Source organism: Bradyrhizobium sp. CCBAU 53351, from assembly GCF_015291745.1.
In the GTDB taxonomy this organism is placed as follows: Bacteria; Pseudomonadota; Alphaproteobacteria; order Rhizobiales; family Xanthobacteraceae; genus Bradyrhizobium.
The window spans coordinates 3447529-3467912 of record NZ_CP030059.1 but is presented as its reverse complement, the minus strand read 5'-3'; the positions used below and the strand labels follow the sequence as shown (position 1 = coordinate 3467912).

Genomic DNA, 20384 nt, shown 5'->3' with positions numbered 1-20384 from the left:
AGACGCTTAGGCAGGCGCGCAAGCGCCGTGCTGCCGGCCGTCTTGCCGGATCGCTCGCCATGAGGATTCGCGAGGTTGCCGTGGCCTTTCCCAACCGAAAGGCGACCCCATGAAGATGACTGGCAATACGATCCTCGTCACCGGCGGCACCAGCGGCATCGGCCGCGCGCTGGCCGAGGCTTTTCACGATCGCGGCAATCGCGTCATCGTCACCGGCCGGCGGCCGGCCCTGCTCGAGCAAATCGCGGCCGAGCGGCCTGGCGTGATCGGCCTGCCGCTCGACCTTGACGATCCCGCGTCGCTGTCGCGCTTGTCGGCCGATATTCAGGCAGGCTTTCCCGGGCTCAACGTTCTGATCGCCAATGCCGGCATCTCGCGGCCGGAGGACCTGGCGGCGGAAGGCTGGGATGCCTCGGATGCGGAAGCCATCGTCGAGACCAACATTCTCGGCGTGCTGCGCGCTACGGCGGCGTTCCTGCCGATCCTGAAGAGGCAACCGGACGCGACGATCATCGCGACCAGCTCGAACCTCGCTTTCGTGCCGCGTGCCGATTTCCCGACCTACTGCGCCAGCAAGGCGTTCCTGCACTCCTGGCTGCAGTCGCTGCGGCACCAGCTCCGCAGGATTCCCGTCGAGGTGCTGGAGCTCGCGCCGCCTTATGTGCAGACCGGGCTGACCGGCGCGCAGCAGGCCTGCGACGCGCGCGCCATGCCGCTGGCCGCTTACATCGCGGAGGTCATGCAATTGCTGGAGCTCCGGCTTCACCCCCGCGACGAGGTGCTGGTGGAGCGTGACCGCGCCCGCCGCTGGGCCGAGCGCGATGGCCGCTACGAGGCGACCTTTGCGGCCATGAATCTAAGCTGAGGCGACGTTCCAGACGAATTCGGCCGGACGCGGCTATCCGCTTCCGGGCGATCCGTAGACTGGGAGTCGCAGAATTTAGTTCGGCACCGCGCCTTTCGAGGCAGGCTTGGCCGCAACCGCGTTCGCGGTGACGCCGTGCAGGAAGTCGTAAGCCGCATGCAAGGCCTTGTCGTCTTCCTCCTTGGGCGGCACGTAGGACTGTGACCCCGTCTGCTCGCCACCCTCGCCCGCCGACAGATGCCCGCGCATCTGGGACTCCGCCATGGTGTCCATGCGGCCCTTCAGCTCCGGCGGCACGTCCTGCAGGATCTCGATGTCGGGCGCGATGCCCTGGGCCTGGATCGAGCGGCCCGACGGCGTGTAGTAGCGCGCAGTGGTCAGCGCCAGTGCGCCATTGCCGGCGCCGAGCGGAATGATCGTCTGCACCGAACCCTTGCCGAACGAGCGCGTGCCGATGATCGTCGCGCGCTTGTGGTCGTGCAACGCGCCGGCGACGATCTCCGAGGCCGAGGCCGAGCCGCCATTGACGAGCACCACCAGCGGCTTGCCCTTGGTGAGATCGCCGCCATGCGCGGTGAAGCGCTGGGTCTCCTCCGGGTTGCGGCCGCGGGTCGAAACGACCTCGCCGCGCTGCAGGAAGGCGCTCGACACCGACACGGCCTGGTCGAGCAGACCGCCCGGATTGTTGCGCAGGTCCACCACGTAACCGACGAGCTTCTCCTGCGCGACGTCCTTGGTGATCGAGGCGATCGCCTTCTTCAGGCCGTCGGTGGTCTGCTCGTTGAACGAGGTGATGCGGACATAGCCGATGTCGCCGTTCTCGACATGGAAGCGCACCGGGCGCACATGAATGATCTCGCGCTTGATCGCGACGTCGAGCGGCGCGTCGGCGCCCTTGCGCACGATGGTGAGCTTGGTCTGGGTATCGACCGGGCCCTTCATCTTGTTGACCGCCTGCTCGAGCGTCATGCCCTGCACGGCCTCGCCGTCGATCTTGCTGATGAGGTCGCCGGACATCAGGCCGGCCTTCGAGGCGGGCGTATCGTCGATCGGCGAGACGACCTTGACGAGGCCGTCCTCCATCGTGACCTCGATGCCGAGGCCGCCGAACTCACCGGAGGTGGTCTCCTGCATCTCGGTCCAGGCCTTCGCGTTCATGTAGCGCGAATGCGGATCGAGCGAGGTCACCATGCCGGTGATCGCGCCTTCAACCAGCTTGGCATTGTCGGGCTTCTCGACATAGCTCGCCTTCACGCGCTCGAACACTTCGCCGAACAGGTTGAGCTGGGAATAGGCATCATTCGCGTTTGCTGCCGCCCGCGCCGCCCATACGCCGCCGTGCGGGCTGGCTACCAGAAGGGTGAGACACGCTCCGGTGAGCGTGCCCAGAGGGAACAGCAGGGATTTCCGCATGGATGGGCTGGCCTTTTCGCTGGGCGGTTCGCTTTAAGCTTGTCTCTCGAGACTTGTCTTTCGGGACTTGTCTTTCAAGACTTGGGAGGCGCCATGCAATTGGCGATCCAGTCTGCTTCTCACAATACCATTCTGGTTTCTTCAAGGCCGGGATGCCACGCCGACGGGTGCACCGCAGAAATCGCTTCGCCCGGACCTAAACTTTTGGCAACGTTGCAGGACTGGCCAGCCCGCAAGGGGAATCATCGGCCGGTCCACGCCCTGCTGCTATGCGATTTTAGGATAGTTTTGGAGGCCTGGACGGGTTAGGCGATGACATAAGGCTTCAAATTCTCGGGAGGATAACAATGAACGAAGCACCCCGCATCCGGCCGGAACGGAACGTCGAGCTCGGCGCCAGCAACGAGCCGTTCCAGAATCTGCACGAATTCATCCGGAAAGCGCGGGCCAACCTCAACCAGAACGCCTGGGACTACATCGTCGGCGCCGCCGAGACCGAAACCACGATGCGCCGCAACCGCATGGCGCTGGACGAGATCGCCTTCCGCCCGCGCGTGCTGCGCGACGTCCGCAAGGTCGACGGCGCGGTTCAGCAATTTGGCCGCAAGATGCGCCTTCCGGTGGTGCTGGCGCCCGTCGGCGCGCTCGAAATCTTCGATCCGGACGGCGCGGCGAGCGTCGCGCGCGGTGCCGGCACCTTCGGTGCGGCGCACATGCTGAGCTCGGTGTCCGAGCCGGGCCTGGAGAAGACCGCCGAGATGGCGCCCGATGCGCTCCGGCTCTACCAGCTCTATGTCCGCGGCGACGATTCCTTCGTCGCGGATGTCGTCAGCCGAAGCGAGAAGAACGGCTATGCCGCCTTCTGCCTGACCGTCGACACCGCCCATTACAGCCGTCGCGAACGTGACATCGCCAAGCGCTACGTTCGCGAGAGTCGCCTGCGCGCCACCGGCGGCGATTTCCAGAAGGGCCTGGAGTGGCGGACCGTGAAGATGATCAAGGACAAGTTCAAGATCCCGCTGATCCTGAAGGGCATCGCCACCGCCGAGGACGCGCTGATCGCGGTCGATCACGGCGTCGAATGGATCTACGTCTCCAATCACGGCGGCCGCCAGCTCGACCATGGCCGCGGTGCCATGCATGTGCTGCCCGAAATCGTCGAGGCCGTGAAGGGCCGCGCCAAGATCATGGTCGACGGCGGCATCTGTCGCGGCACCGACATCGTCAAGGCGATCGCGGCAGGGGCAGATCTCGTCGGCATCGGCCGGCTGCAATGCTGGGCGCTGGCGGCGGCCGGCGAAGCCGGCATCACGCGGATGCTGGAGCTGCTCGAAGACGAGGTGCTGCGCTGCCTCGGCCTGCTCGGCGCCACGTCGTTTGCCGAGGTCGACAAATCCTGCCTGCATCCGGCGACCGCCACCAACGCGCCGAGCGTGTTCAGCGCGTTTCCGCTGTTCGACCACGAACCTTATCGGTACTGAGTAAGAGGATTGCAGGTGACATCGCTCTCTCCCGGCAGCGCGGATGCGCTTCTGTTCGATCTCGGGCGCGTGGTGCTCGACATCGACTTTTCCAAGGCGATCGCTTGCTGGGCGGGACATGCCGGCTGCCAGCCCGAAAGCATCGTCGCGCGCTATGTGCGCGACGAGGCCTACCGGCTGCACGAGATGGGCAAGATCAGCGACGAGGATTATTTCGCCTCGCTACGCGCTTCGCTGGGGATCGGCATTTCGGATGCCCAGTTCCTGGAGGGCTGGAACGCGATCTTCGCCGGCGAGATGCCTGATATCGCCGAGTTGTTGCCGCGGGCGGCGAAACAGATGCCGCTCTACGCCTTCTCCAACACCAACCGGCCGCATGTCGATTATTTCTCGAAGGAATATGCCGATCTGCTCGGCCATTTCCGCGAGCTGTACCTGTCATCGAGCATCGGCCTGCGCAAACCGGATGCGGAGGCTTTCGACCATGTCGTCGCCGCGATCGGCGTTCCCGCCGAGCGCATCGTGTTCTTCGACGACCTCGCTGAGAACATCGAAGGCGCGCGAGCCCGCGGCCTGACGGCCGTGCATGTGACCTCGCCGCGCGACGTCGGGAAGGCCTTGAAAGCATTGGGCATCTGACGCCAGCCGCGAGTGCCACCCGGCCTCCCGGCAGCGACATCTTCCGGAACTAAATCTGCTGGAATTTTGGAACCTGATCACTTTGTGCATTTTTATACAGAGTTCCGGGAACGGAATACCGCCCTTCGGACTCTTGAGTCCGTTGGGACTTCTACATCGGACTGATCGACGTGCTGGGCAAAACCTATCTCACCAAGCAAGCCTCTCTCCTGCTTGAATTCGCAAGAAACACCTCGGATTCTGACCTTTCCGCCAAGCTGATCAGCAAGGCCGCCGACCTGAAATCGCAGGCCGATCCGCTCCCCGACAAGGATCAAGGGCCCAAAGCGCCCGACGTCGCATTTGAGATCAGTCCGGACGATCCGGCGGCACGGTGACCGTATCGGTGTTGGCGCTCGTGATTCTCGTCCTTCAAGGCGCGCTGTCTCGGCTTCCTGATCATGCCCTGACGAACTTGCACTCCTCCACCACGGAGATCACGCAGGATAGATCATCCCGCGCGCTGCTTTGCCTCGCGCCTGCGGTCGGCTAGAACTCTCGCCGCCCCATTGAACGATGTGCGAGCAGGAGTTTTGCCCGTGGCCCTGATGCCGGTTTCCGACGCCCTTGCCGCGGTGCTGGCAGGTGCAGAGCCGCTGCCTGAACAGATGGTTGCCCTCGACGAGGCCTATCACCGCGTGCTGGCACTTGATGTCGCGGCGCGGCGCACGCAGCCGCCGCAAGCCATGTCGGCGATGGACGGCTATGCGGTGCGCGCGGCCGACGCGGCAGCGATCGATTCCCGGCTGACGGTGATTGGCGAGGTCGCCGCCGGCCGTCCTTTCGCGAGAGCGGTCGGCACCGGCGAAGCCGTGCGGATCTTCACCGGGGGCGTCGTTCCCGACGGTGCGGACGCGGTCGTGATCCAGGAGGACACCGTCGCGGACGGCAACAGCGTCACGATCAAGGAAGCCGCGATCACCGGACGGCACATCCGCCCGGCCGGCGTCGACTTCCGTGAGGGTGACGTCCTCCTCCGCAAGGGCACGCGTCTGACCGAGCGTGACCTCGCGCTCGCTGCCGGAATGAATTACCCGCAGCTCGCCGTCTGCCGCCGTCCCAAGGTCGCGATCCTCGCCACCGGTGACGAACTGGTGATGCCGGGCTCAGCGCCCGGGCACGGCCAGATCGTCTACTCCAACGGCTACGCCCTGCACGCGCTCGCCCGCAGCGAGGGCGCCGAGACCGTCGACCTCGGCGTCGCCGCCGACACGCTGGAGGCCACCACATCAGGCATCCGCCGCGCCCGCGAGAGCGGTGCCGATATCCTGATCACGACCGGCGGCGCGTCGGTCGGCGACCACGACCTGGTCCAGCAGGCACTCAGGGACGAAGGCATCGCGATGGCGTTCTGGAAGATCGCCATGCGGCCGGGCAAGCCGATGATGCATGGCCGGCTGGGCGCCATGCGCGTGATCGGCCTGCCCGGCAATCCCGTGTCGTCCTATGTGTGCGCCTTCCTGTTCATGGTGCCGCTGATTCGCGCCTTGTCGGGCCGCTCGGTGATTCATCATCGTCGCGAACGCGCCGTGCTCGCCTGCGATCTCGGTGCCAACGACCAGCGCGAGGATTACTTGCGCGCGACCCTCGAGCTGCGCGACGACGGCACGCCGGTCGCGCTTCCCGTCAGCCATCAGGATTCCTCTCTGCTTGCGAATCTTGCTGCGGCACAGGTACTTCTCGTGCGCCCACCGTTCGCACCGAAGGCCGAGGCCGGCAGCCCCTGCGAGGTGCTGCGGCTCCCCGTCTGAGTGCACGGCCACACGCATTCCGCGAACCGCGCTTCGTTCACGGTAAATTAAGCAGTTGCGGAACATGTATCGAACATATAGTGTCCGTTCATGATTTGTTTCGAGGATGTAGCGGCTTATCGCTGAACTCATCGTCTCGGAATCGAACGACATCAACCGGGGGACTTTGGTCGAGATGTTAACGCGCAAACAATACGAGCTTCTGCGGTTCATCAGCGAGCGTTTGAAGGAAAGCGGCGTGCCGCCCTCCTTCGACGAGATGAAGGATGCGCTCGACCTGCGCTCGAAGTCGGGCATCCACCGCCTGATCACCGCGCTCGAGGAGCGCGGCTTCATTCGCCGGCTGCCCAACCGCGCCCGCGCCATCGAAGTGATCAAGCTGCCGGAGCTCCAGGCTGCCGCCGGCGCCCGGCGCGGCTTCACGCCAAGCGTCATCGAGGGCAATCTCGGCAAGATCCGCGCGAGCTCCAGCCCGCCCGTGGACGAGGGCGAGCGGCCCGTTGCGGTGCCCGTGATGGGCCGGATCGCGGCCGGCACGCCGATCGAGGCATTGCAGACCCGTAGCCACACCATCAGCGTGCCGCCCGACATGCTCGGCTCGGGCGAGCATTACGCTCTCGAGGTGCGCGGTGATTCCATGGTCGAGGCCGGTATCCTGGACGGCGACATGGCGCTGATCCAGCGCAACGAGAGCGCCGACACCGGCGACATCGTGGTGGCGCTGATCGACGACGAGGAGGCTACGCTCAAGCGCTTCCGCCGCCGCGGCGCGTCGATCGCGCTCGAGCCTGCCAATGCCGCCTATGAGGTGCGTATCCTGCCGCCGAACCGGGTGAAGATTCAGGGCAAGCTGATTGGGCTTTACCGGAAGTACTGAGTCCGGAAGGACTCAGTCCGAAAGTAGTTTTGGCGCCTGCGTGCGCCTTCGGTCGGCGTCGCCGATCTGAGATTGGAGCGGATGAATGTCCGCTCCGGCTGGATGATCATTCTGGTTCTGCACAGATTATCCGGCCCCTCCTCCACGGCCATCTTCGGCGGACCGCAGCAACATCGCGTCACGGCGTTTCGCGTTCGGAAGACCAGATCGTTTGGGCAGCGGTCGGGGCACGGGGCCGTTGCCGCGCCATCGCATTGCCATGTCCGCAACACCCAATTGCGCAGCGCCGCGATCGCGCCGGCAATGCGAAGTGTCGTGACAGGCGCCGGCGTAATGCACCGCAGCCAGCTTTGTTCCTGGCGAATTCGGGAAAGTTAAAGTGATCGCGGGGTGCGGATCCCAGCCGCAGATTTGCCTACAACCAAGCACAACGTTGGTGTTTAAACTCTGACAGAGGCCTGTGCCTCCGAGAGGCGCGGGTCGCTATCTTCACATGAGGAGCACCCGATGTGTGACTATAGCCTGCATGCCGTCGCGACGCGCCCCGCAGAAGTCGGCGAGACCATCGTCACGACAACCTTCCGCGGCACCTCGACGCGCGGCTTCGCCTCCGAAGCCGACCTCTCCGTTGCGATCTGCCTGCTGCCGGGAACGGAGCTCGCCTTCGCAGACAACGTCCGTTACGACAACCGCTGGATCTGGACGCGCACCGTCAACTCCCGCGTCGGCAAGTTCGGCAAGATCGATCCGCACATTCCCGATCGCCATCACGATGCGATCGAATTCCCTGATGGCAAATACGTGCTGGTGACTCAGCTCGTCGAAGGCCAGCGCGCAACCGTGCTGCAATTGCCCGTGACCCAACCGGTCGGCGAGCGCGAGCACAAGCCTGAGATCATCGCCGATAGCCGTTCGCCCGTCACACCGCTGCCGCTGGGCTGACCGAGGCTCAGTCCTCCGCCTGAAGATCGGCCTCCGACGGGGTCGCATCCTTGGCGCGCGGAGCCGCCGCCCTCGGCATGAGGGCTCCTTCGAAATCTCCCTCGCCGGCGGCCGCCGGCGACCAGGGACGGTTCGTGCCCCTCGCCCTCACCGCCTGAACTGCAAATCCGTCGCCACGCCGTGTCAACGCCAGCGCGCCCTGGCGAACGAGCCGCTGCCGATCCACCACCATCGCCGCGCAATCGGGCGGTGCGGGCCGTGACGTCACGACCAGTGCGGCACGGCTGCAATCGTCCGCGAGCGCATCGATGCGCGAGGCCAACGCAACCAGGCGCCCGTCGGCAAGCGGCGTGACGCAGCCGGCCTCGTCGCACGACACCCCCTCGGCCAGCGCGCTGCTGCCGGCATCGCGCGGATCGGCGTCGGCCGCCAGCCACTCCTTCAGCATGAAATTGTCCTTGCCCGTCCTGATCAGGTGCAGGCGCCCGTCCCCGCCCCGCACCGCGACGCTCGCGCCGTCCCCGGCGATCAGGATATCGGGCTGCCGCACCGACAGGCCCCACGCGATGGACGCCAGCAGCACCACGGCACCGCACCAGCGCAAGGGCGTGCGCAACAGGCCCATCACGATGATGCCGAGGCTCGCGGCGATCAGCGGCGCGATCCCGAACGCCGGGATGCGGCCGACCGCGCCCGGCAAGGCCGCCACCCAGCGCGAGACCGCGACCATCCAGTCGATGCCGAGGCCCATCAGCCACCAGAAGACGCCATCGAGCCCGAAGGGCGCGGCCAGCAATCCCAGCAGCCCCGCCGGCATCACCAGCGCCGAGACCACCGGCATCGCACCGAGATTGGCGAGCACGCCATAGGGCGTGACGCGATGGAAGTGGAAGGCGGCATAGGGCGTGGTCGCAAGCCCCGCGATCAGCGAGGCCAGGAACAGCATCGCGATCTCGCGCCCGCCCCACAGCGCGACGCGCGCGGTGGCCGAATGATCGGGTGAGGCCAGCAGGTTCGGCATGCCGATCTGCACCAGCGCCACCAGCCCGAGCGTTGCCGCAAACGACATCTGGAAGCTCGGATGCACCAGCGCCTCCGGCGCGACAGCAAGCACGATCAGCGCCGCCACCGCCAGCGTGCGGAAGGTGATGGCGCGGCGATCGACCATCACCGCGATCAGCACCACCGCCGTCATGAAGAACGACCGTTGGGTTGCGACCTCGGCGCCCGAGAGCAGCAGATAGAACGCAGCCGCGACGAATGCTGCAGCCGCCGACCATTTCTTGATGGCGAAGCCGGCCGTCAGGCCCGGGATCAACGCCAGCAGCGCGCGCACCGCGAAGAAGACGACGCCGGCGACCACCGCCATGTGATAGCCGGAGATCGAGAGAACGTGTCCAAGCCCGGAGATGAACATCGCATCGTTGACAGGGGCGGAAATCGCATCGCGCCGCCCGGTGAGTAGTGCAGTTGCGATCGCGCGGTTGTCGCCCTCGAGCGTTGCGCGGATGCGGGCGTCGATCGCATCGCGCAGGCCCTGCATGAAGGCGGCATAGCGCAGCCGCAGGCCGCCGGCATCAGGCGGGATTGCAGCCGTAATTGCGCCCATCACGAAGCCGGAGGCGCCGATGCCCTGGAAGAACATGTCGCGTGAAAAGTCGTAGCTGCCGGGGCGGACCGGCGTGAGCGGCGGCATCAGCCGCGCCTTCAATTGAACGAAGCTGCCGACCTCGGGCGCGGTGCCCTTGCGCACGGAGAGGCGGACGCGGTCGAGCTTGACGTCGCTGCGCTGCGCCTCCATCGCGGTGACACGCAGCACGAAGCGATCGGTGCGCTCGCGGATGTCGCGCGTCTCGACGAAGCCCGACAGCGACGCCGAATAGAGTGGTTTTGCGAGTACGGTGTGGGCAATGCGCGCGGTCTTCCAGGTCGCCACGGCAAAGCCCGCCGCGACCGCTGCGATCATGATCGCCGGCGCGAACAGCCGGCTCCGCCGCAACAGGGCCGCGCCGAGCAGCAGCGCGATCGCCGTCGCGGCGACAATCCACAGCACCGGCTCATGATCGGCGGCAAAATAGAGCGCGATGCCGCCGCCGAAGGCGACCGGCACCCACGGCAGCAGGCGCCCGGGGCCGGCCTCGGCCCGAGCCCATCCGCGGATTGTTTCGACGATCGCCGGCCAGATGCCGAAGCCCGCCGGAACAATGCCGCCAGCGGGCGAAGCGCGGCCGACCGGCCACGTCCCGGCAACACCTTGGGACCGTATTGGCCGGCCCGGCTCCGCCATGTCCCTGCATCCTACGCGACGCGATGGGCGCCGAGGCTACCGGAACGTGCGGCCGGGCGAATAGCGGTACAAATCAGGAACGGGCGCGGAGGTGCCCTACTTTTCCTCTTCCATGGTCACGGCCACCGATGCCTTGGCCGACAGCCGCACCTTGTTGCCTTCGACATCGGCAACGAGGCCCTTGTCGATGAAATGATGATGGCCCTTGTGGCTGCCCTCACCGCTGTCCTTCTTGGTCAGCTTGATGCGGTTGCCTTCGACCTTGTCGACCGTGCCGATATGAACGCCGTCGGCGCCGATGACTTCCATATGCTCTGCGATGTTCTGCATGGTGAGTTCCTTGTTGAACCCACCCAACGCACAGAAACGACGTTCGTTCTGGCTCTCGGGAATGACGATGCCGTGTACGATGGCCGTCAGATCAACGGCGCCTGCGACGAGGCGTGGTGATTGACGATCTTCCAGTCGCCGTCCTCGCGGATGATGACCCAGCTCATCTTGACGACGAGATCATCCCGCTCGCCGGCGAGGTCGAACGAGATTGTCGCGGCCATGTTGATCAGATCGGGGCCGGCTTGCGCTGCGTTCACATCGGAGAACACGGCGCTTGGCCTCCGCCAGCGCGGCAGGCCGTTGAAATAGTCGGCGACGCCGGCCCTGCCCCGATACAGTTTCGGGTTGGAGCCGAAGAAGAACGCGTTCCTCGAATACAGCGACGAGAGCGCGGCCGCATCGAGGCTGGCGAAGCCGGCGCACCATTTCGCGATGATGGCGGAAACGATGGCGTCGGCTTCACTGCTCATGCCTCAATCCTCATCCTTTCGCGACTTCCTTCGCGAACGTATCGCGCAGACCGATGGTGCGCGAAAACACCGGCTTGCCGGGCGTCGAGTCCTTGTCGCGCACGAAATAGCCCTGGCGCTCGAACTGCATCGGCTCGGTCGCATTGCTCTCTGCCACCGATGCCTCGATCCGCGCGTCGGGCAGGATCTCCAGCGAGTTCGGATTGAGATCGGCCGCGAAGTTCGAAGCGTCCGGGCTCGGATTGGCGAACAGCTGGTTGTAGATGCGGATCTCAGCCGGCACCGACGTTGCCGCGGGCAGCCAGTGCATCGTCGCCTTGACCTTGCGGCCGTCGGGCGCGTTGCCGCCCTTGGTCGCGGGGTCGTAGGTGCAGCGCAGCTCCACCACCTCGCCCTTGTCGTTCTTGATCAGGCCGGTGCACTTGACGAAATAGGCGTAGCGCAGCCGCACCTCGCTGCCCGGGGACAGGCGGAAGAACTTCTTGGGCGGGTTCTCCATGAAGTCGTCCTGCTCGATATAGAGCTCGCGGCCGAACGTGATTTTCCGCGTGCCGGCGCTGGGATCATCGGGGTGATTGATCGCCTCGAGCTCCTCGGTCTGCCCTTCCGGATAGTTCTCGATCACCACTTTCAGTGGCCGCAGCACGCCCATGCGCCGCTGCGACGTGCGGTTCAGCTCCTCGCGGATGCAGAATTCCAGCATGCCGACATCGACGACGCTGTTGGCCTTGGCAACGCCGATGCGCTTGACGAATTCGCGCAGCGCGGCCGGCGGCACGCCGCGGCGGCGCATGCCCGCCATGGTCGGCATGCGCGGATCGTCCCAGCCCGCGACATGGCCGTCGCGGACGAGCTGGGTCAGGACGCGCTTGGACAGCAGCGTGTAGGTCAGGTTCAGCCGGGCAAACTCGTACTGGTGCGGCTTGGACGGCACCGGCAGCTTCTCGATGAACCAGTCGTAGAGCGGCCGGTGGTCCTCGAACTCCAGCGTGCATATCGAGTGCGTGATGCCTTCGATCGCATCCGACTGGCCGTGGGCGTAATCGTAGCTCGGATAGATGTGCCACTTGGTGCCGGTGCGCGGATGGTGCGCGTGCAGGATTCGGTACAGCACGGGATCGCGCAGATTGATGTTGCCCGCGGCCATGTCGATCTTGGCCCGCAGCACGCGCGCGCCGTTAGGGAATTCGCCCGCCTTCATGCGGCGGAACAGGTCGAGATTCTCGTCCACGCTGCGGTCGCGGAACGGCGAGTTCTTGCCTGGCTCGGTCAGAGTGCCGCGAGAGACGCGGATCTCCTCCTGGGTCTGGTCGTCGACATAGGCGAGCCCGTCGCGGATCAGCTGCTCGGCCCATTCGTAAAGGCGGTCGAAATAGTCCGAGGCGAAGAACAGGTTCTTGCCCCAGTCGAACCCGAGCCAGCGCACGTCGGCCTGGATGGAATCGATATATTCCTGCTCTTCCTTGACCGGATTGGTGTCGTCGAAACGCAGATGGCAGCGGCCCGGAAACTCCTGGGCGATGCCGAAGTTGAGTGCGATCGACTTGGCGTGACCGATATGCAGGTAGCCGTTCGGCTCCGGCGGGAACCGGGTCACGATCTCGCTGTACTTACCCTGATCGAGGTCGGCCTGAATGATGTCACGAATGAAATCGCGCCCAACCTCAGCTGCCACCGGTTCTGTCATTACGATAATCCTGTCGGGAAATCAGCGGTCCTTCTGCCAAATTCGGGAGGCTGAGCCAAGAGCTTAAGCACAGCCGCAAGCAAGGCCCGGCAGGTCCGCCGACGGGCTTTAGTTATGTCCCGGTCCTGCTATATACCACCGCCTCCAATGCATAGGCCCTGCCAAGAATGACCGATTCCGTCGTCACCCGCTTCGCCCCCTCGCCGACCGGCTTCCTCCATATCGGCGGCGCCCGCACGGCGCTGTTCAATTGGCTCTATGCAAAGAAGCACGGCGGCAAGATGCTGCTGCGGATCGAGGACACTGACCGGGAGCGCTCCACCGAGGCTGCGATCGGCGCCATCCTCGACGGTCTCAAATGGCTAGAGCTCGGCTGGGATGGCGACGTCATCTACCAGTTCAGCCGCGCCGCGCGTCACCGCGAGGTCGCCGAGCAGCTGCTCGCCGACGGCAAGGCCTATCGCTGTTACGCCACCGCGGAGGAGCTCGCCGCCATGCGCGAGAAGGCGCGCGCCGAGGGGCGCACCCGCCTCTACGACGGCATGTGGCGCGACCGCGATCCCGCGACCGCCCCGAGCGACGTGAAGCCGACCATCCGCCTGCGCGCGCCGCAGACCGGCGAGACCGTGATCGAGGATCAGGTTCAGGGCCGCGTGGTCTGGCAGAACGAGAACCTCGACGACCTCGTCCTGCTGCGCGGCGATGGCAACCCGACCTACATGCTCGCGGTGGTGGTCGACGACCACGACATGGGCGTCACCCATGTGATCCGCGGCGACGACCATCTGATCAACGCCGCCCGCCAGAAGCAGATCTACGATGCGATGGGCTGGACGCTGCCGAACATGTCCCATATTCCCCTGATCCATGGTCCGGACGGCTCAAAACTCTCGAAGCGCCACGGCGCGCTGGGGGTCGATGCCTACCGCGCCATGGGATACCTCCCGGCGGCGCTGCGCAATTACCTCGTCCGGCTCGGCTGGAGCCATGGCGACCAGGAGATCTTCTCGACCGAGGAGATGATCGCCGCTTTCGATCTCGGCAGCGTCGGCCGCGCCGCCGCGCGCTTCGATTTCGCCAAGCTGGAAAACCTCAACGGCCACTACATCCGCCACGCCGACGATCAATCGCTCGTGAAGATGTTCGAGGACGTGCTCGACCATCTCGTACCCAGCCGCAACGAGCTTAAGGCCAAGTTAAACGACACCACGCGCGCGCAGCTCGTGAAGGCCATGCCGGCCCTGAAGGAGCGCGCCAAGACGCTGATCGAGCTGATCGACGGCGCCTATTTCATCTTCGCCGACCGGCCGCTGGAGCTCGATCCCAAGGCGCAGGCGCTGCTGACGCCGGAGAACCGCAAGCTGATCGGCCAGCTTCATTCCGCGCTGGAGAAAGTCGAGACGTGGAGCGGCGCCAGCACCGAAGCCGCGTTGCGCGCGTTTGCCGAGGAAAATAGTCTCAAGCTCGGCGCGGTCGCCCAGCCCTTGCGGGCGGCGCTGACCGGACGGACGACGTCGCCTGGTATATTTGAGGTTTTGGACGTCCTGGGACGGCAGGAAAGCCTCGCCCGGCTTAAGGACCAGTCTACGACGTAAGTCGACCATGCGTGCGGCGATCTTGCAGCGCACATAGCAATAATATACCCATCTCCCCCGTACCTTCTGGAACATCCGGCGTGCCCCCCATGATCGTCTTAGGGGGCTCCGGCTCCGGCCCGTTTCACCATACATCGGGGACCTCTGATGGACGCAAAACCAAGCCCAAAGACCGCTACGCTGACGGTCGGAAACAAGAACTACGATCTCCCGATCCACAGCGGCAGCGTCGGGCCTGATGTCATCGATATCGGCAAGCTGTACGGCCAGTCGGGCCTGTTCACCTACGATCCCGGCTTCACCTCGACCGCAAGCTGCCAGTCCAAGATCACCTATATCGACGGCGACGCGGGCGTCCTGGAATACCGCGGCTACCCCATCGAACAGCTCGCCGAGAACGGTGACTTCCTCGAGACCTGCTATCTCCTGCTGTACGGGAACCTGCCGACTGCCGCGCAGAAGAAGGATTTCGACGACCGCGTGACCCGTCACACGATGGTTCACGAGCAGATGGCCCGCTTCTTCCAGGGCTTCCGCCGCGACGCCCATCCGATGGCCGTGATGGTGGCTTCCGTCGGCGCGCTCGCCGCGTTCTATCACGACTCCACCGACATCAACGATCCGAAGCAGCGCATGATCGCTTCCATGCGTATGATCGCGAAGATCCCGACGCTGGCGGCGATGGCCTACAAGTACACGGTCGGCCAGCCCTTCGTGTATCCGAAGAACTCGCTGACCTTCGCCGAGAACTTCCTCAACATGTGCTTCGCCGTGCCGTGCGAGGACTACAAGATCAACCCGGTGCTCGCTGACGCGCTGGACAAGATCTTCATCCTACACGCCGACCACGAGCAGAACGCCTCGACCTCGACGGTGCGCATCGCCGGCTCGTCCGGCGCCAACCCGTTCGCCTGCATCGCCGCCGGCATCGCCTGCCTGTGGGGTCCGGCGCATGGTGGCGCCAACGAAGCCGCGCTCGCGATGCTCGCCGAGATCGGCACCGTGGACAAGATTCCCGAATTCATCGCCAAGGTGAAGGACAAGAACTCCGAAGTCCGCCTGATGGGCTTCGGTCACCGCGTCTACAAGAACTACGATCCGCGCGCCAAGATCATGCAGAAGATGTGTCACGCCGTGCTCAAGGAGACCGGCCATGGCGACGATCCGATGCTGAAGGTGGCGCTCGAGCTCGAGAAGATCGCGCTCAGCGACCAGTACTTCATCGACCGCAAGCTCTACCCGAACGTCGACTTCTATTCGGGCATCACGCTGAAGGCGATGGGCTTCCCGGTCTCGATGTTCACCGTGCTGTTCGCGGTCGCCCGCACCGTCGGCTGGATCAGCCAGTGGAGCGAGATGATCGAGGATCCGCAGCAGAAGATCGGTCGTCCCCGCCAGCTCTACACCGGCGTCACCAAGCGCGACTACGTCGCGATCAAGGATCGCAAGTAAAGATCGGGCCTCAGGGCTTTTGAAGAAGCGGCGCCATCGCAGGATGGCGCCGTTTTCGTTTGGCGCAGATGCCGTAGGGTGGGTCGCGCCCTGCCGATGCGCTTTGCGCATCCGCAGAGCGTAAACCCACGAGACCAATCGCCCCGGCGTGCTGCCACGCACAACAACAAGTCGTCACATCGCGCCGCCGGACGCTTGACAGCCGAAACGCTCCGCGCGCATTCTTACACTAAGTAAGAATGACGACAGGGATGGACATGCCGGAGCAGCCGCGAAGTCGGCGGCAGACGCGCGCTGCCATTTTGACCCATCTGCTTCAGTCGGGCGGCTCGTTTCGTCCGCCTCTGGCCAAGGCCGTGCGGCTGTCGGAAGCGAGCCTGTCGCGCATCCTGTTCGACCTGAAGGCCGAAGGCCTGATCGAGGAGGTGCGGCGCCCTGCCCCCTATGTCGGCGGCCCGACGGGCCTCGTGTCGCTCGATGGATCGGTGGCGCTGGCGGCCTTCGAGCTGACCACGCAGCATCTCAGCGTCGGTGTCGGTGGCCTGTCCGGTGAACTCCATTACACCGAGCGTGTGAAGCTGCCGAAGATGCCGACCGCCGAGGCCGTCGGCCGGGCGTTTCGCGAAGCCATGACGTTATTGCGCGACTGGACGCGACGCCGCCGCATCACGCTTTCCCAGATCGGCGTCTCCATTCCCGGCCTTGGCCGTCTCAGCATATCGGCCAATCCGATCATTCCCTGCGACGTCGGGCGCCTCAGCGACATGTTCGGCGAGATGTTCGCGGACGTGGCGCTTGAAATCACCAATTCGGTGGTCGCCCACGCCACCTTTCACCGCTGCCGCACCGAGAACTATCCGTTTGGTGACCCGCATCTGTTCGTGCTGGTCAGCCATGGCGTTGCCGGCGCCTGGATGGACGACCCGGCAAAGGCCGATGCCCTGCAACCGATCGAGCTCGGCCACATGGTGTTCGGGCCCGAGGGACCGCGCTGCCGCTGCGGACATCACGGCTGCGTCGAGGCCTATGCGTCGATTCCGGCGCTCGCCGAGCTTCTCGGTGTTTCCGAGACCGAGCTGCTCCAGCTCGGCAACGAATGGGTGAACGCGATTTCGATCTCGTCGCGCGTGCGGCAGGAGCTGCGCCGGCGGCTGTTCCGGCTCGGCCTTGCGATCGGCAACACGCTGAACGTGAAGCCATGTGGCGGCGTTGCCATCAGCGGCTGGCCGTCGCTTCTCGCCGAGGACGATCGCAACGCCGTGATCGAAGGGATCGACGCCTGCCTGCTGGGTGGACGGAAATTGGCGCAGGTGTCCCTCGCCTTCGTGCCGCCGTCGACCGGCAACGATCCGCAGGCCGCGCTTGCCTTTGCCGGCTTTTGTCTCGCCAGCCGTGGCGGCATGCCGGCGGCATCGACGGAGGCGGCCTGAGATGACCTGAGCCTGCACGTCCCACACGCGCCGAGACTTCACACCGGGAGGAACTGAAATGCCGATCACAACAACAAGGCGTCGTCTGCTCGCTGGATCCGTTGCCACGCTCGCGTTTCCGGCCTTTGCCCGCGCGCAAGGCGCGGTCAAGCCGCGCCTGACCGCGATCTCGCAATGGTCCGCGGGCAGCGACGGCGCAGCCATCACGGCGCTCGGCAAGAAATTCGAGGAGAAGGGCGGCGTCTGGCAGCATTCGCCAGTCCCAGGCTTCACCACCGAGATGATGAACAAGTTGCGCGCCCAGATCATGGCCGGCGATCCCCCGGCCTGCTCGCAACTCAAGGGTCCCGAGATTGCGGCCTGGTCGAAGATCGCCCCGACCGTCGATCTCGACGCCGTCGTCGCGGCCGCCGGTTACGAGAAGGTCGTGGCGCCGGACCTTGCGAAACTGCACAAGCCCGGCGGCAAATGGATCGCACTGCCGCTGCAGATCTACAGCACCAACATGCTGTTCCTGTCCAAGCGCGCCATGGACAAGGCCAAGGCCGATAAGATCCCGGTCACATGGGCGGAGTTCAACGACCTCGCCGAAAAGATGAAGGCGGGCGGCGTCGCCTTTCCCATCGCCAACGGCGGAACGCGGCCGGACGACGGGCAGAAATTCGAGGCCGCTCTCGCCGGCATCAGTCCCCTCGCCTACCGCGCGGCCATCATGAATCTCGAGAAGAAGGCCCTGGAGGGTCCCGAGATCAAGGCTGCGTTCGCGCAGGTGCGCAAGATCGCCGACTGGATGGACCCCAATGTCGGCGCCCAGCACTTCTCGACCAATTTGAAGCGCTTCGTCGACGGCGACATGGGCATGATGATCATGGGCGGCTGGGCGCAGGGCGTGTTGCGCAACGCCGGCTTCAAGTTCGAGGATTTTACGATTGCGCCGGGCCCCAGCGACAACGGCAAGCCGGTGTTCCTGCTCAATGCCGATGCCTTCATCTTCTGGCAGCGCAAGGAGGCTGACCTGCAAGCCGGCCAGACGCTGATGGCCCAGCTCGTCATGGATCCCGCCATCCAGACCATGTACTCGCAGATCACGGGATCGATCCCCGTGCGCACCGATGTCGATCTGTCCGGCGAAGGCTGGTCGGACGGTCAGCGCACCACCGCAAAGGCGCTGAAGGACGCCATTGCCAGCAACCAGGCCGTCCTCAGCATGGCGCACAACATGGCGCAGGAAAACGGCATGACGGCTGCGATGATCGACGTCATCACCGAGTATGTGAAGAACAAGACGATCAAGCCCGAGCAGGCGGCGACCCGCCTCGCCGAGGCGGTCGAGGGCGCGCGTTGAGCAATGCCGCCGCGATGAGACCGGCCCGGCCGGCGCTTCCCGAATGGGTGCGCCGGCTGCCCGAATATCTGATGATCTGGGTGCCGCTGCTGCTCTCCGCCGCGCATCTCGTGTCGTTCTCGCTGTGGACGATCTGGATCTCGTTCACGCCGTCCACGCTGATCCCTGTTACGGGCTGGGTCGGCTTGCGCAACTATTCCGCGGTCGCGGCCTCGCGAAACTGGCAGATCGCCTTCGACAATCTGCTGCTGTTCGGCAGTGCTTTCGTGGTGTTGAGCGCGGCGACCGGCCTCATTCTTGCAATCCTGCTCGATCAGCGCATTCGCGGCGAAAACGTGCTGCGATCAATCTTCCTCTATCCCCTCGCGGTGTCGTTCGTGGTCACCGGCACGGTCTGGAGCTGGCTGCTCAATCCCGGCCTCGGGATCCAGAAGCTGGTCCATGATCTCGGCTGGACTTCCTTCAGGTTCGATTGGCTGATCGACCGCGACATGGCGATCTGGACCATCGTCATCGCGGCGATCTGGCAATCCTCCGGCTTTGCCATGGCGCTCTTCCTTGCCGGCCTCAGGTCCGTCGACGCCGACATCATCAAGGCCGCGCAGATCGACGGCGCCGGACCCGTCCGCATCTACCGGCGCATCATCCTACCCTCGCTCTGGCCGATCACCATCACCGTCGTCGTGATCCAGCTGCAGTTCGCGATTTCGACATTCGACCTCGTCCGCGCGCTCACCAATGGCGGGCCGGGAATTGCGACCCAGCTGCCCGCCCTCGTCGTCTACGACCTGATGTTCCAGCGCAGCCTGCTCGGCCGGGGCGCTGCCGCAGCAGTCCTGATGCTGCTCATTCTTCTGGCGGTGCTGCTGCCCTATGCGGCGTGGCGATACGCCCAGCGACGGCGGGCCGCCTATGCGTGAGCGCAGCTTCACCCCAAGCCGGATCTTGATCTATCTCGCCGTTTCACTGATCGCTGTGGCCTGGCTCGCGCCGCTCGCCGTCGTCGTCCTGAACTCGCTCCGCACCAACGAGGAGATCGCGCAGGGCTCGATGATCGGCTGGCCGCAACACCTCGCCTGGGCCAACTACGCAGCGGCCTGGAGCGGCTTCTGCGTCGCCGAGACCTGCGCCGGCATCCGGCCCTACATGCTGAACTCCGCGCTGGTCACGATCCCTGCGACAATCTTCTCGACGCTGCTCGGCGCGATCGCCGGTTACGCCATATCGCTCTGGCGCTTTCGCGGCGACACCTGGATCTACGGGATCGTGACCCTCGGCCTTTTCCTGCCCCAACAGATGCGCCTGTTGCCCTGGACCATCGTGCTGCGCGACATCGGTCTCATCAACACGCTGGCCGGCCTCGTGCTGATCCACACCATCCAGGGGCTCTCCTTCACCACGCTGTTCTGCCGCAACTATTATGTCGCCATTCCCCATGAATTGATCAGGGCCGCGCGGATCGACGGCGCCGGCTTCTTCCGCATCTTCTGGCGCATCATCCTGCCGCTGTCCGGGCCGATCCTGATCGTCACGGTGATCTGGCAGTTCACCCATATCTGGAACGAATTCCTCTATGGCGTGACGTTCACCACCGGCCAGCAGCAGCCCGTTACGGCCGCTCTGATCGCGCTTTCCGCCGCGGTCGCCGATATCCCGCAGCATGGCGTGCAGAGCGCGGCGGTGATTATCGCCGCGCTGCCGACGCTGCTGATCTACCTCCTCGGCGGCAAGTACTTCGTCCGCGGCCTGACTGCCGGGGCCGTGAAATGATGGAGACG

At 65.1% G+C, this 20384-nt stretch carries 18 protein-coding genes; 13 read left to right on the top strand and 5 right to left on the bottom strand.

Translation table 11 applies throughout. From position 1 onward, the window contains the following. The first annotated feature begins 109 nt into the window (after positions 1–109). Positions 110–865 (top strand): SDR family oxidoreductase, encoded by a 756-nt coding sequence (locus tag XH83_RS16210; RefSeq protein ID WP_194407921.1) that lies wholly within the window; start codon positions 110–112, stop codon positions 863–865. A gap of 75 nt (positions 866–940) precedes the next feature. Here XH83_RS16210 and XH83_RS16205 read toward each other — a convergent pair whose 3' ends face one another. Continuing rightward, positions 941–2278, bottom strand: a complete 1338-nt coding sequence (locus XH83_RS16205; protein ID WP_194407920.1) for a S41 family peptidase — start codon at positions 2276–2278, stop codon at positions 941–943. A 347-nt stretch (positions 2279–2625) separates the two neighbouring features. Here XH83_RS16205 and XH83_RS16200 point away from each other — a divergent pair, with 347 nt between their 5' ends. The 6 genes from XH83_RS16200 to XH83_RS16175 all read left to right on the top strand — a co-directional run bounded on the left by XH83_RS16200 (position 2626) and on the right by XH83_RS16175 (position 8007). Then, positions 2626–3759 (top strand): alpha-hydroxy acid oxidase, encoded by a 1134-nt coding sequence (locus XH83_RS16200; RefSeq protein ID WP_194407919.1) that lies wholly within the window; start codon positions 2626–2628, stop codon positions 3757–3759. A 9-nt stretch (positions 3760–3768) separates the two neighbouring features. Next, entirely contained in the window at positions 3769–4398 is a 630-nt protein-coding gene (locus tag XH83_RS16195) for an HAD family phosphatase (protein ID WP_194407918.1), read from the top strand. Positions 4399–4568: 170 nt separating this feature from the next. Then, positions 4569–4775, top strand: coding sequence for a hypothetical protein (locus XH83_RS16190; protein ID WP_194407917.1), 207 nt, complete (start codon positions 4569–4571; stop codon positions 4773–4775). Positions 4776–4976: 201 nt separating this feature from the next. Further along, complete coding sequence (glp, locus tag XH83_RS16185) at positions 4977–6188, top strand: gephyrin-like molybdotransferase Glp (protein WP_194407916.1); 1212 nt, start codon at positions 4977–4979, stop codon at positions 6186–6188. 175 nt (positions 6189–6363) lie between these two features. Then, positions 6364–7065: a transcriptional repressor LexA gene (gene lexA, locus XH83_RS16180; RefSeq protein WP_194407915.1), complete on the top strand. Its 702-nt coding sequence runs from the start codon at positions 6364–6366 to the stop codon at positions 7063–7065. A 507-nt stretch (positions 7066–7572) separates the two neighbouring features. Continuing rightward, positions 7573–8007: a hypothetical protein gene (locus tag XH83_RS16175; protein ID WP_194407914.1), complete on the top strand. Its 435-nt coding sequence runs from the start codon at positions 7573–7575 to the stop codon at positions 8005–8007. A gap of 7 nt (positions 8008–8014) precedes the next feature. On the opposite strand, the gene XH83_RS16170 is transcribed toward XH83_RS16175, so the two are convergent. From XH83_RS16170 to XH83_RS16155, 4 genes are all read right to left on the bottom strand, one after another. Beyond that, on the bottom strand, positions 8015–10294 hold the full coding sequence (locus XH83_RS16170) for a ComEC/Rec2 family competence protein (RefSeq protein WP_194407913.1): 2280 nt from the start codon (positions 10292–10294) through the stop codon (positions 8015–8017). A 96-nt stretch (positions 10295–10390) separates the two neighbouring features. Further along, a complete protein-coding gene (locus XH83_RS16165) occupies positions 10391–10624 on the bottom strand; it encodes a DUF2171 domain-containing protein (RefSeq protein WP_194407912.1) in 234 nt (77 codons plus the stop codon). An 86-nt stretch (positions 10625–10710) separates the two neighbouring features. After that, a complete protein-coding gene (locus XH83_RS16160; protein WP_194407911.1) occupies positions 10711–11097 on the bottom strand; it encodes a nuclear transport factor 2 family protein in 387 nt (128 codons plus the stop codon). 10 nt (positions 11098–11107) lie between these two features. Next, a complete protein-coding gene (locus XH83_RS16155; RefSeq protein ID WP_194407910.1) occupies positions 11108–12784 on the bottom strand; it encodes a glutamine--tRNA ligase/YqeY domain fusion protein in 1677 nt (558 codons plus the stop codon). 167 nt (positions 12785–12951) lie between these two features. On the opposite strand from XH83_RS16155, the gene gltX reads away from it, so the two are divergent. The 6 genes from gltX (at position 12952) to XH83_RS16125 (ending at position 20376) form a co-directional block, all read left to right on the top strand. Beyond that, complete coding sequence (gene gltX, locus XH83_RS16150; protein WP_194407909.1) at positions 12952–14379, top strand: glutamate--tRNA ligase; 1428 nt, start codon at positions 12952–12954, stop codon at positions 14377–14379. Between the two features lie 147 nt (positions 14380–14526). Further along, entirely contained in the window at positions 14527–15831 is a 1305-nt protein-coding gene (gltA, locus tag XH83_RS16145; RefSeq protein ID WP_194407908.1) for a citrate synthase, read from the top strand. A gap of 251 nt (positions 15832–16082) precedes the next feature. Beyond that, entirely contained in the window at positions 16083–17261 is a 1179-nt protein-coding gene (locus tag XH83_RS16140; protein ID WP_194408287.1) for an ROK family transcriptional regulator, read from the top strand. A 58-nt stretch (positions 17262–17319) separates the two neighbouring features. Next, complete coding sequence (locus XH83_RS16135) at positions 17320–18606, top strand: ABC transporter substrate-binding protein (RefSeq protein ID WP_194407907.1); 1287 nt, start codon at positions 17320–17322, stop codon at positions 18604–18606. Between the two features lie 14 nt (positions 18607–18620). Beyond that, positions 18621–19526 carry a carbohydrate ABC transporter permease gene (locus tag XH83_RS16130; protein ID WP_194408286.1) on the top strand — a complete coding sequence of 302 codons (906 nt, stop codon included), beginning with the start codon at positions 18621–18623 and terminating at the stop codon, positions 19524–19526. Continuing rightward, on the top strand, positions 19519–20376 hold the full coding sequence (locus tag XH83_RS16125; protein ID WP_194407906.1) for a carbohydrate ABC transporter permease: 858 nt from the start codon (positions 19519–19521) through the stop codon (positions 20374–20376). Before XH83_RS16130 ends, XH83_RS16125 begins: the two co-directional genes overlap by 8 nt. The last annotated feature ends 8 nt before the right edge of the window (positions 20377–20384 follow it).